The 12,469-nt window shown below is 40.4% G+C and carries 11 protein-coding genes; 8 read left to right on the top strand and 3 right to left on the bottom strand.

Annotation, left to right across the window (positions count from 1 at the left end):
- Positions 1-6: 6 nt before the first annotated feature.
- Complete coding sequence (locus LZG71_RS00055; RefSeq protein WP_233815966.1) at positions 7-1,347, bottom strand: TolC family protein; 1,341 nt, start codon at positions 1,345-1,347, stop codon at positions 7-9.
- Positions 1,328-2,071, bottom strand: a complete 744-nt coding sequence (locus tag LZG71_RS00050) for a TetR/AcrR family transcriptional regulator (protein WP_233815965.1) — start codon at positions 2,069-2,071, stop codon at positions 1,328-1,330. The genes LZG71_RS00055 and LZG71_RS00050 overlap by 20 nt, the downstream gene beginning before the upstream one ends.
- 439 nt (positions 2,072-2,510) lie before the next feature.
- Between LZG71_RS00050 and LZG71_RS00045 the strand changes: the two genes are divergently transcribed.
- The 8 genes from LZG71_RS00045 (at position 2,511) to LZG71_RS00010 (ending at position 11,613) form a co-directional block, all read left to right on the top strand.
- Positions 2,511-3,131, top strand: a complete 621-nt coding sequence (locus tag LZG71_RS00045) for a hypothetical protein (RefSeq protein ID WP_233815964.1) — start codon at positions 2,511-2,513, stop codon at positions 3,129-3,131.
- Between the two features lie 155 nt (positions 3,132-3,286).
- Complete coding sequence (locus LZG71_RS00040) at positions 3,287-3,544, top strand: hypothetical protein (protein WP_233815963.1); 258 nt, start codon at positions 3,287-3,289, stop codon at positions 3,542-3,544.
- Positions 3,545-4,350: 806 nt separating this feature from the next.
- On the top strand, positions 4,351-4,887 hold the full coding sequence (locus LZG71_RS00035) for an MltR family transcriptional regulator (protein WP_233815962.1): 537 nt from the start codon (positions 4,351-4,353) through the stop codon (positions 4,885-4,887).
- 226 nt (positions 4,888-5,113) lie between these two features.
- Positions 5,114-5,488 (top strand): VOC family protein, encoded by a 375-nt coding sequence (locus LZG71_RS00030; RefSeq protein ID WP_233817291.1) that lies wholly within the window; start codon positions 5,114-5,116, stop codon positions 5,486-5,488.
- Positions 5,489-5,644: 156 nt separating this feature from the next.
- Positions 5,645-6,088, top strand: a complete 444-nt coding sequence (locus LZG71_RS00025) for a DinB family protein (RefSeq protein WP_233815961.1) — start codon at positions 5,645-5,647, stop codon at positions 6,086-6,088.
- A gap of 1,117 nt (positions 6,089-7,205) precedes the next feature.
- Positions 7,206-10,577, top strand: coding sequence for a M12 family metallo-peptidase (locus tag LZG71_RS00020; protein WP_233815960.1), 3,372 nt, complete (start codon positions 7,206-7,208; stop codon positions 10,575-10,577).
- A gap of 104 nt (positions 10,578-10,681) precedes the next feature.
- On the top strand, positions 10,682-11,062 hold the full coding sequence (locus tag LZG71_RS00015) for a hypothetical protein (RefSeq protein ID WP_233815958.1): 381 nt from the start codon (positions 10,682-10,684) through the stop codon (positions 11,060-11,062).
- A gap of 95 nt (positions 11,063-11,157) precedes the next feature.
- Positions 11,158-11,613, top strand: coding sequence for an SRPBCC domain-containing protein (locus LZG71_RS00010; protein WP_233815956.1), 456 nt, complete (start codon positions 11,158-11,160; stop codon positions 11,611-11,613).
- A 240-nt stretch (positions 11,614-11,853) separates the two neighbouring features.
- Here the strand turns inward: LZG71_RS00010 and LZG71_RS00005 are convergent.
- A partial coding sequence (locus LZG71_RS00005; RefSeq protein ID WP_233815954.1) for a glycosyltransferase family 90 protein occupies positions 11,854-12,469 on the bottom strand: 616 nt, incomplete at its 5' end.

Raw genomic sequence — 12,469 nt, 5'->3', positions numbered from 1 at the left:
TTTCTGTTAATTGATGATACCTGCTGTTTGTTCCAATTTTTTGTAAGCAACAATGGCATCCGCCTTCGCAGCTTCGAAATTGATCTTCGACTGCACCTGAGCTACATCTGCGTCCAGCAGTTCGGTGGTTGTAACCAGGCTGTTATCAAATTTATTTTTGGTGATCCGGTAATTCTCATCTGCCTGTTCTACGGCACGAGCGTAAACATCAATTTTCCGTTTGCTCAGTACGTAATTATAATAGGCTGTATTGACTTCCAAATGGATACGGTCAGCCAATATCTCTTCCGATGTTTTCAGCTGTTCTACATGTGTGCGGGCCTGTGCAATTTTCGCTCCTGTTTTCCAGAAAGATGCAATGTCATATCTGACACCGATGCCGGCGTTCATTGCATTGGGTATCACTGCCACACCAGGAATGTTTAGTGCCACATAACCGGCGGTAAGCGCTACACTAGGATACCAATCTGCCTTTGCCGTTTTAATATCAATATTTGCAGCCTTCTGGCGAATACCATTTGATGTAATGTCTTTTCTGTGTGTCAATGCTGTTTGTTCCCATTCCGCCAGTTGTCCTTCCGTTTTAAGCGTAATGAAACTGTTTGGATCCGCTTCCAGCGCCGTGTTTTCGGGCAAGCCTAACAACAGATCCATGTTAACAATGGTCAGTTTCAGCTCATTTTCCGCATCCAGCAATGCCAGCTCTACATTTGATTCCTGCAATTGGGCCTTCATCAGGTCGTTTCTTGCAAGCAAACCGTTCTTTTCGCGGTTCGTAAACTCCACTACCCTTTCGTGCTCACGTTTCAGGTTTTCAGAAACCAGCTCAACCGCCCTGCGCGATTTGTACAAGTTGCTATAAGCAGCAACGGTATTCTGAATTACGGCGTCACGGTCAAACTCAGCATCCAGTTTTGCAGCCTGTTCCAGGTAGCGCGCCGATTCCAGACCATACTTAAATCTGAATCCCGAAAAGATGGGTAAAGATGCACTTGCCATACCATACATCACCTGATGAACCTCAGGCGAACCTGCCGATCCGGATGTACTATCGCTTCCACTGCGATTGATCTTCAAATCAATATTAGGAGAGTTTAATCTCAAATAGGATGCAGATACGCTCAGAGAAGGAAGTTGATTTTCTTTGATCTGCTTGATATTCAGAGCTGCCAGATCTACATTTTTCTGGCTTAATTTCAATTGTTTGCTATTCTGCAAACTTAGCGCCACAGCCTCTTCCAGGCTGATTACCCTGGCCGTCTGAGCCATGGAACGGGAGGCTGTGACAATCAAAACAATGCCGATCGCTATCCGAAGCATGTTTCTATTACTGATTGTTGTGTTCATTGGATACTGTTAATTTAAATAGATTTTTTAGGTGTTGGCTAAGCCGGCGTTTGATCAGTGTGCGGAATTCCTCCTCACTCAAATCTTCAAGCTTGTTGATTTTTCTGTAAAATTCCTGTGTTGCAATTGCGTGATTAATTGTTCCGTATAATGTGGTTGTCATCAGGCTCAGGTCAATGTTTTTTCTGAAAACGCCAGCCGTTTGTCCATCCGTGATCAGGCGGTTCATCAGTTCACCATTCTTGATTTTCAATTCCAGAATATGTTGTGATATGTAAGGGGTGCGCTCCGAAGAAAGCTGTTCCCGCATCATGATATTGTGAAAGCACTGGTTTCCCCAAAGACGGTCGAGAACACTGTCGATCATGATATACACCTTTTGAATATGCGTCAGATCTTCAAGCAAAAGAATATTCTCAATTCGTAATCTGGATTCACTCGTCCGCAATTCAAACAGCGCTTCGATCAGCTTTTCCTTTGAACCGAAATAATAGGAAATCATAGACACGTTGACATCGGCCTCCTGCGCAATATCCCGCACCGACGTTCCAGCAAAACCTTTCATGGCAAAAAGCCGTTCTGCCACGTATATAATCTGTAACTGCTTCGCATTGTACTCCATAGCCATCTCTTTTCGTACCGCCGACACTATTTCCAAACCGACGATACAAACGTAGGAGATAAAAAAAACAAAATCAAACGACTGTTTGATTTTAACAAACAAACGTTTAATTCATTCAAGGTTTTATTAATTTAGTACCATTAAATTTTTTTTAATGTGGGTTTGGGAGGCGCGACTCATGAAACTAACCTTGATTTGTAATTGGGGTAAAAGTGGCGTAGCATTTGCAATGCACCTCTAGGCTATGCTCATTACAAAAGCTTAACATTCTGAATTGTTGCAAATTCGTGTGAGCGTGATACCCCCACGTTAGCGAAAAAAGCGTAGAAACGATCAAAAGTCCTCTGGATAATATGGAATAACAGAAGTGCGTATTTTATATTGTTGAACAATCAACTCAAGCAAGCCAACAAACACATAAACCTGATTATCAGCAAATTAACAGAAATTGTATTATTTATCATGCAACACAAGAGGCAAAAATATACACATAAGAAAAATCTGGTAACTTGCGTATATTTAGAAAGTTAGCGGTAATTTTATGAAGACGACCTACATACAATTTGACGCACCGAAAAGTGACAGCCAGACAGCAGAAGATGGACTGATAAAAAGCTCATTGAAAAAAGCATTGGTAGGTATTCTGACAACGATTATTCCCAAAGCAAACCCAGAATTTGACGACAAAATAGACAAAGTTCAATATTGGCTTGTAGAGTGCGACAATGAAACTGGAATACCTGAGCGTGAAATTGGTTTGGACAAGGAAGGACGAGTAATATTAAAAATGCCATTCAAAGACAACTACGGCTACTGGACTGACAACAATTTATTACTTACTAACTTCAAAGAACATTTTGTTGTTTCCGAAATTAGTAAGGACAGTTTTGAGCAAAGCTGGGAGTTGTTCGACAAAATATCAAACTTTGAAATCGAAATATCGGACTTTAAAACTCTATCAACCGGTGCAGACGGTGGACATATTTATTTAACCACTGAAATTAGCTATAAAGCACAACCGAGAAAGTTGGTTATATATTTCGCTGACAAATCGGACGAACAGAAAGTGAAGACAAATGATAAATTGAAGTTAAGCGGACTACTGTTTGACGAAGGTGTTGAGCAATCATTATCGTTGCTCGACACAAAACTAATTGACTGATGGAAATAAAACTACCACTAACAGGCGTTTGGCAAAAAAGCGGGTTCAGTGCTTAAATGAAGTTTTGTGCTTCGTATCAAGTTCTGTGCTGGTAGATAGTTTAGTGCTTCGAAATCCGCTTCTTCGCCAAGCGCCAAAACGTTATAGCCAATTTTATGAACGACACACTTAACGACTTTAAAGTATCGGACAGACAAAGCTTCATTAAGTTTCTTGACTTATTACGACACGACTTTTTGAACAATCCTGAAAGCTGGGAAAACAAATCATTACCCAACTTTTTAGAAGCGTTGAGTGCTTACACGGAAGACATTCAAGGTTATTACGATAATACAAAGCAATACATAAATGCTGACAAACCAGACTGGTCAACATTTGCTGACATTTTCAAAGGTGCTAAAATTTATGAATAAACAATCGACAAAAATTAATTTTAAACTGTGGTTAAAGTTTGAAGAAGTTGACCCGAATAACTGGGACATTAAAAATGAATTTTGTAATATTCACGTTGACTTGGAGAACGGGCGACATTATGGAATTAACGTTCGGACTTATAAGTTTTAAAAAACTGCAATTGACAAAGACAAGAAGTCAGTACAGAATTTAAGCGGACTTTATCAAAAGCCACCAGACTTGTTTGTAAAGGAGTTAACAAGAGAGTGTATTCAGCCGACTTTCGAAGATTTACTCAAAATTGATGATTTAGAAAAAGTCCTGAATTCGAGTATATATGAGAAACAACAACAGAAATAAAAACTGGCTATAAAAGTGCAATAGCGGGACGAAACTGCAAAGTTCAACGGTACTTCTTCAATTGAACTTTTGCGGCGGTCCGATTCGATTAGGGCCACAGGTCACACCATCGCAAAGTCCCGAAACGTTATGGGGCAAGGCTAAAAGACAATCGTTCATTGAAAATATCGTCCCGACAATGGGACAAAAGAGCCTGAGTTTAAAGGTGACGTTGACTGTTGAATTTGCAATGTCCTTAGTTCGAGTGGTGACATTCTCCTCATTGGCGACAATGATGTTAATTCAAAACTTTACGACTATGATAGACAAAATCAAAAGTGTAGTAGTTGGGGTAGCTCTCGTGGGGAGAATGGTGCCAAACTCCAAACTATAAGACATTGAAACCAATAGTTGATTAACCTGAATTCGGGACAGAGAGCAGGGGGGTCGAGTCCCCCTCTCCCCACCCTTTTAATTGAATTGTAAAATGAAAAAATTAGAACCTAAATTAGATTTGTTTGCGAAGTTCCTTCAGGTATTCCAAAAGGAGACTGATAGGGGTGCTTCTATTTTGGCAGCAAGTTTACTTGACCAAAAACTAAAAGACATACTTCAGGACTTCCTTATTGACTGCAAATCAACTAAGAATTTACTTGAAGGATTTAATGCTCCAATTGGCACATTTAGCTCAAGACAAAATTTAGCATACTCATTGGGACTTATTTCAGACTATGAATTTCACGACTGTGAGATAATTAGAAAAATAAGGAATGAATTTGCTCACAAATTTGAATTAGAGTTTTCTTTTACCGACAGTAAAGTATCAAGCCTTTGCAATAACTTGAAAGCACCAACTCCAGGTGACAAGAGTGAGTTCAAAAACAAACCTCGATTTCTATTTGTTAACGGGGTGACAATGCTCTATACAAATCTACTGTATAGGGAAGAATATGTAAAAAAAATCAAATTAGTTAGACATGATTGGCAGGACATAACTTGGAACAAACGAAAAATAGAGAAATAAGCTCAGCCACTAACAGGCTTTGGCTCAATGGCGGGTTCAGTGGTTAATTGAACATTCTACCTCGCATCAACTTTTGTGGTGTATTGACAGTTTTATGTTCCGAAATCCGCCACTGCGCCAAGCGCCAAAACGTTAGCGGCAATTGTAGAGCGTCCTCACAACAAACCAATAGCACTAACAGATTATTTAGAAACTGTAACTTAGAGAACAAAAAATGACAATAATTATGGACGTGAAATTTGAAGCAGGAATTAATATCGCAATAAAAATCCCTAAAAGCAAATACGAAAAAACAGTTGCTTTTTATAAAGATATTTTGAAGTTGGAAGTTGAAGAAAAGCCTATTGACAATCCAACAGTTTCCAGAACACACGAAGTGAAATTTGGCAATAATAGTGTATGGCTGGACTGCGTTGACAACTACACTCATTCCGAAACCTGGTTACAGCTAACAGTTCCAAACGTAGAAGAAGCGACAAACTATTTACAATCAAAAGGTGTGGAGACTTGTGATGAAATTGAAGAGCTTCCCAAAAATATGCATTGGGTTCAAGACCCGGCAGGAACTGTATTCAACCTACAAATGAAAGAAACAAACTGAATAGACGGATTAAAATAACTAGCTAACCCCGATTTGCAATCGGCGTTGAAATGGATTAGCGTTGGTAACGCACTTTCAATACCACGCGTTAAAACTGCTAAACCAGCACCGCCCCGATTGCAAATCGGGGCGAGCTATAATAACATTACCAGGACAATGATCAAAAAATCAATAGAACGACTTGAATATCTGTGCGGCACAATTCCAGATTTGCTATTGAAAATTGATGAAGTGGATTTTAGCGAAAAACCCATTCCTGAAAAGTGGAGCAAAAAGGAGATCATAGGGCACCTCATTGATAGTGCAACAAACAATCATCATAGATTCATTCGCGGACAGTATGAAGAGATTCCTACAATATCATATGACCAAAACAAATGGAACCAGTATAATTACTACCAACAGATAGATAGTTCGCAAATCATAGCCTTTTGGACAGCGTATAACAGGCAGTTGTTAGAATTAATCAAACGGATTCCTGAGGAAAAATTAGGCTGTAAAGTGAATACCGGCAGCAACAATAGTTTCACAATAGAGTTTTTGGTTCACGACTATGTTGAACATCTGGAACATCATTTACGACAGGTTGTTGAGTATTGATAAACAGATAGTAATAATCAGGAAACGCAAATCGGGTCAAGACCGGAAAAGTAAATATGTAACAGCAAACGAAAAAGTAGGAGGTCCGAAGGATATCGAGAGTTTGTTTTCAATAGAGAAGTCAAAGCCGACTTTTCGAACTATGAGATATTGGAATTGTAGTAAAAGGTTATAGAGCTGAACGAGGGTTTGTCTCTCTCATGATGGAACAAGTTCGGTAATAAGTTTTCTAAGAAGAAAGAATGCTGTAAATGGCTAGTGGAGTATTTTTGCCAGTTCAACCGAATAGAACGAAAATTACCTGAGCCATTATTCAACTTGATAGTCCAGAATTTTGACCATGTTTACAAACATAATTTTACTTTTGATTTTTGGATCGTTGGTCGGCTTAGTGTATCTAACATTACATTTCCTGACCCTTTCTCTTAATAAACGGACGACGAATCCAACTTTTATAATAGAGAATAAAGGAAAATTCCTGTTAACATGTTCCTTTTTAATAGTAGGTATTTCGATATACTATATTTTATTTACCTCTCCTTCAATAAATTATAGAACCGCGTTTATCGTACAGAAAAATAATAAGTTCATTTTGACTGTCAAAGGCAAACGTTCACTGATGGTGCACGACCCAGTCTCTTTACTCTTACGCAAGACCTATGAAGACAGTGCAAGTTACACCATCCCAAGAAATCTAGGTATTGTACACGGTGAAGAATTTTCTCAATCCTCTGACTCTTCTAAGCTTTCTGGAACAATAAATATTCAGGGTCATCAAGTTATAATCAACCTAGCTTCCTACAATTCTGATGGTCAAAAATTAAACTCAGAAAGTTGGAACGGAGAATACAAATTGGTTTGGCTTGACCGGTAAGCGTTTATGGAAAGTTCTATTTGTTCTTGTAAAACTGACTGAGAAATCTGAATCATTTGACAATGCCAGATTGTTCATCAGTCTTTCCTGGTGCCCCCCTTTCCAATAGTAGAAACGGACTAATAAACGAGCGTTCCGCAGGAACACCTGGTGAAGAATACGAAGATTAACCGCAAGCCAACCACACCGGTTTTATTTACATAAAACATTACTTTTGCCCTACCAATTAATCTCAACACAAGTATGATTTCATCCTCTACGTATAAACTTCTCATTTTCTGCATTTTGCTCTCTTTTGTAACCAAAAGTTATGGCCAACATACCGCTCCTGCTTGCGGTACCAGCGACTCAACAGTAGCTTCTTATCTTGCCAAATACGTTCAAAAAAGAGATCTGACAGCAGCGAGAACTTCTGCCGGCGAAAAACTGGAGTACAGACTTGCACTTGACATTAACTACCAGACTTATCTGTTATACCAAAAGGACAAAGAGCTGCTCACTAAAACCGCATATCGTTTCATACAAAAGGCGTCTGAGATTTTTGAGCGTGAGATCAATGTCAAACTTGTGGTAACATCCATTTTAATATGGGATAAACCTGAGCCATATACACTCACTCAGGATTACGAATACTTTGATAATGTACTGCAATACTGGACCAATAACCGGTTTGAAGAACGCGATGCCGTGGTGAGCCTTTCGTGCAGAGACGGATGGTTTTACGGTGGCGGAAGGATGGCATCCTCCAATATGCCCCGTCCCAATAATCCGGATCTGGCGGTAGATTTGTTCTGTCATGAACTAGGGCATACACTCGGCTCGCCACATACGCAGTACTGCTCCTGGCCAGGCGGTCCAATTGACAGATGTACAAATGTAGAAAACGTCGGTTCCGACTGCCAGGATGGATATCTGGAATCCACCACCGGAACGCTGATGTCCTATTGCCGCTCTATCCTTAGTTTTCATCCGCTTTGCCGGAATCTGATGCGAGACTATGCGGAGGGCAAAATTGATACTTTCTTTAAACTAAACAGCCTTACTGCAACGCCTGACACGCCACTTGGTTTGAAACTGAGCGGAGGTTTGTCGAACTCGCCTGCATTTGAATGGAAGGCAACCTTCAAAGCTGATAAGTTTCGAATTCAATTAGCAAAGGATCAAGCCTTTACACAGATTATTGAAGATACGTTGGTGAACCAGCCCTTTTTTCAAACAAACGCACATCCGGAGGGCACCTATTACGTCAGGGTAAATGCCAAAAATTTATCAGGGCAGTCACCCTGGTCTGAGATCGTTACCGCCGCTATGCCACCCTTTTCCGAAAACAGCATCCCTCCCATTCTGTCAAACGTTACGCTTTGGAATAACAACACCGTTACCGGAAACTTTCGCACATTTGAAGGAATTGATGCCTATCAAATTCGCCTGACGCCAACCTATGGAGATGGCGCAGGCGTTACGCATGAAAGAAATGTCGGCCCCTCTTCGATTCAATCGTTTGTTTTGCCATCAACCGGAGATGTTGCATACTATTTTCAATTACAACTACGTGTCAGGAAGAATCAGATGTGGAGCCGTTGGTCAGAACCCAGATACATGACAGCACCCTGGAGCAGCTACTTTTATTATACAACTAACCTCGCCAATACTTCCGACAAGCCCGTTATGGACGTTCAGTTGGCCTCGGCCACTTTCCCGATTGACGCCCCGTTGGTGCATCAGATGGAAGTAGCAGAAGATTCTGAATTTAAAAACATTGTTTTCTCAGATTCTGTAGCTACAAACGAGCCCGAGACAAGGTACACCGACAGAGCAACGTATGTCCCGCAACTTAGAGAAAAAACTTCCTACTATGTCAGGACACGTGTTAAATGGTCGTTTGACAAATACTCTGGCTGGTCTACTTATCAGCTCAACACCGGCAATGAAGACACCCGATTCCAACATATAGGCACTCCCTCCAAAGAACTTCGGTATTCGGGCGGCGGCGGAGGTGATCATTTAAAAAACAGGTTTTTCTCCTCTGATAACAAGCTATTTGTTTTTGACAAAAACCGCGGATACTATGCCACCAGTGATCTAAAAAGCTGGGAAAAATTCAGTTCACATGCTACGCAAGGGAAAAGTCCTAACTCGCTTAGTTATTTTGGTGCAAAAGACGATGAGATTTTTGCCATCGACCCTCTTGGAACGCTCGTGACCAAGACTAACAATGTTTACGCAACACACTATTCCCTTTCTTACCTGAACAGTTTCGGACCTATTGCCGTAACTAAGGATGAAGGGATATTTTTTGCTTCTGAGAACACTGGTGTAATCAATTTCAAGGACAACTCATGGACATACTATGGTCAGAATAATATATCATCGAACAGGGCACTTTTTGTAACTGCCGATTCGGAGAGCCGCATTTGGGCGATTATGGAAGGAGGATCAGTTTGGTCTTATAAAAACCTATCATGGAAAATGGAACCGCTCTTGCAAAATTGGACCAACCTCTATGGTATTGTCACGGATCATAACAACACTTTATATGCATACGGTGATTGGGGCGTGATGCGCCTGGATCCAGCCGGGCAAAGATGGGAAAACATTCCATCGTTATCCGGGTATCCTGTCAGAAAGGTCATATTTGACAAGCAAAACCAGATGTGGATTGCTTCTTATAAATTCAATGGTACTAATTTTTCCCCATTCGCTCTGATAAAATACAAAGACGAGAAAGCGAATATCTATTACGATGGACTTAATCTTACAAATGAGCCATTTGACATAACTTACTTCAAAGATCAATTACTGATCCTTTCAAACTCTGGTGAGATCCATTCATTTGATGAAAGTAATGTTCTCCGTATTGACCCCAAAACGAACTATTGCGCCGGAGAAGAACTGACAGTTTCGGTCGCTTCCAATTCGACATTTGCAAAAGAAAATAGAACCAGTTTTCTGCTCCATAATACGCAAAATCAGGAAACTACACCTATGGAACTGCTTAGACAGGACGGTAATCGAATCACCACCACCATACCTGCCACAATTTCGGAAGGAACCTATAACCTTAACATAATGACCACTTCACCAGAACTAAAAAGTAATTTCAGCGGGAATTTCAGTGTTTATTCTTTGCTCAAAGCCGAGATTACTTCATCGCAGAGCAGTTCATACAAAACTACCCTTAAAACCAACGAAGTGCCGGGATTCGCGTACCAATGGCAATTAGACGGCGTGGATTTGCCCAACGCGGCTGCATCAACACTTTCCGCTGACCGATCCGGAAGTTATTCCGTAACCATTACGAACCAGGGTGGTTGTAAAACCAATTCCGCAGCTGTTTCAGTTGTGGTGGATGAGCCCCGGGAGATAATGCTTCTGCAAAACGTACCTAATCCGGTAGGCGCACAGACAGAAATCGCCTTTTATCTTCCGGCGGCTGATAACATCAAACTGGAACTATTCAATACCAGTGGCAAAAAGATGTTGTCTCTTGGGGAAGGGAACTTTCAACGAGGCTGGCACTTTGCAAAAGTGAATGGCGCGCAACTTGCCAACGGTATCTACATTTACCGACTTACGGCTGGAACATTTACCAAATCACTTCAAATGGTGAAGTAAAACGCACATTAATCCGTTTAGCAAGTCTGCTCTTTGGACCTCTGCTAAACAGTTAAGGTAAAAACCATATATATTTGCCTGATCAACAAATTACCTTCACAAATATGAAACAAGCACTGTTTGCCATCTTGTTAGCCTCTGGAATAATGGGCTGCGAAACACTAGGATTAAAAGATGAAAAGTGGACGCATCAGGTAAAGGATGTCAAAAACAATGACTATTTTACCATTGACAATAAAGGACCTGCCGCATCTGTCACTTTCAACATAGAAGGAGAATTGAGCCATGACGCGAGAATACTCTGGTATTACGAAGAGCCTGATGCAGATACAACTTTCGCGAGAGCCGAAGAAATTCTTTTACCAAAAGGGAAAGTAACTATTGGCGGTCTGCAAAAAGATTATTATAGCAACAAACTTTACGTAAAATACGAGTCGCTTAATGATTCCACTTCGGGTAACTTGCAGATTAAGATTACAATTTAGAGGTAAGGACTCGCTACTACTAAAAAAGCGTTGTTGACTTTAACGAAACTGAAATTTTTGTATCAGCAGAATGTATCCCCTAAACATAACGCATTATGAAAAAATTACAATTCAAAGTAACAATTAACGCCCCTAAGACTATGGTTTATGATATAATGCTTGGCATTAACAATAAATCAACTTATGAGCAATGGGTTTCTTTGTTTAACCCGACATCCACCTATGAAGGAAGTTGGGAGAAGGGAAGTAAAATTCTATTTATTGGGGTAGAGAATGGAGAAAAAGGAGGTATGGTTTCCAAGGTAGCCGAAAACCTTCCCAACCATTTTGTTTCAATTCAAAATTATGGTCTTTTAGTAGCTGGCAAGGAAATTACAGAAGGACCAGATGTTGAGAAGTGGGCAAAGGGATTTGAAAATTATACTTTCGACGAAAGCGATGGAACTACAATCGTCACTATTGACTTAGACACACCAGAAGATTTTGTAGATTATATGAATGAAAACTACCCAAAAGCACTGGATAAGTTGAAGGAGATATGTGAACAATAAAGCCTTATGAAATATTAAGTAATTATAAGTCGGGTAACACAGCCTATAACTTCGGTTTGGCAATATGATGGCTGAACCAAACTCGCGTTGCAGCCGGTTTGCAATCGGGGTCGAGAAACATACTTTTTAAATACCAAAATAGTGTTGCTGGCTTTAAGGAAACTGAAATTTTTGTATCAGCAGGGAATAGAAAAGGCCTAATGGCTTGCTGAACCAACCGTTCCGGTATGTCCTAAGCTGTTAAAAGCCCGTCACCACGTATTCTTTTTCGCTGAGCTGATTAGTACAGTAAAAATACTTTTGCAGCACGAGCAAAGAAATGATATCTTCCAATTCCCCATTCATAAATTGCTTAACGTACGCATTTGCATTTGTCACAATATTTTGGGCTTCCCGTGGATGTTCGATATAATACCGCAGCTTTTCCACGAGATCAGAATAATCTCTTTTAATACAAATAAAATGGAAATCAGGAATTAGATTGCCTTCCATAAACCATGTTTCATATTTGGGCGTGGGCATTACCGCGATCGAATTGGAGGACATGATCCATTTAAGATTGGTAGCTACATCGTTGCCTTCAAGGCTAAGAATGAACTTGTTTTGCAAATGATCAATGACGGAGATTTTCGGTTTAAGCCAATCTGGATTGCCTCCTACCCGATTTACCTGACCCAGATCACACAAAGGATGGCCAAAATACATTTCCATAAAACGAACACGGTGTGGTTGTGGAGAGTTTGGCGTATTGAGGTGGTCTAGAAAAGCGGCACACTTTTTTGCATAAATTTTGCAAAAATGGAGAGTCAAAAAGCGAACAAAGGACGTCGCAGTTACGAACCCGATTTTAAAGCCG

The organism is Dyadobacter sp. CY312, assembly GCF_021390535.1.
Taxonomy (GTDB): Bacteria; Bacteroidota; Bacteroidia; order Cytophagales; family Spirosomataceae; genus Dyadobacter.
Note: the sequence above shows the minus strand (reverse complement) of the source record. Positions and strands in the feature narration are given on the sequence as shown.

Bases quoted from the DNA above. Each gene is read 5' to 3' on its own strand.
- LZG71_RS00015 (WP_233815958.1), top strand. From the start codon at position 10,682: ATGAAACAAGCACTGTTTGCCATCTTGTTAGCCTCTGGAATAATGGGC.
- LZG71_RS00045 (WP_233815964.1), top strand. From the start codon at position 2,511: ATGAAGACGACCTACATACAATTTGACGCACCGAAAAGTGACAGCCAG.
- LZG71_RS00020 (WP_233815960.1), top strand. From the start codon at position 7,206: ATGATTTCATCCTCTACGTATAAACTTCTCATTTTCTGCATTTTGCTC.
- LZG71_RS00040 (WP_233815963.1), top strand. From the start codon at position 3,287: ATGAACGACACACTTAACGACTTTAAAGTATCGGACAGACAAAGCTTC.
- LZG71_RS00030 (WP_233817291.1), top strand. From the start codon at position 5,114: ATGGACGTGAAATTTGAAGCAGGAATTAATATCGCAATAAAAATCCCT.
- LZG71_RS00025 (WP_233815961.1), top strand. From the start codon at position 5,645: ATGATCAAAAAATCAATAGAACGACTTGAATATCTGTGCGGCACAATT.
- LZG71_RS00010 (WP_233815956.1), top strand. From the start codon at position 11,158: ATGAAAAAATTACAATTCAAAGTAACAATTAACGCCCCTAAGACTATG.
- LZG71_RS00035 (WP_233815962.1), top strand. From the start codon at position 4,351: ATGAAAAAATTAGAACCTAAATTAGATTTGTTTGCGAAGTTCCTTCAG.
- LZG71_RS00055 (WP_233815966.1), bottom strand. From the start codon at position 1,347: ATGAACACAACAATCAGTAATAGAAACATGCTTCGGATAGCGATCGGC.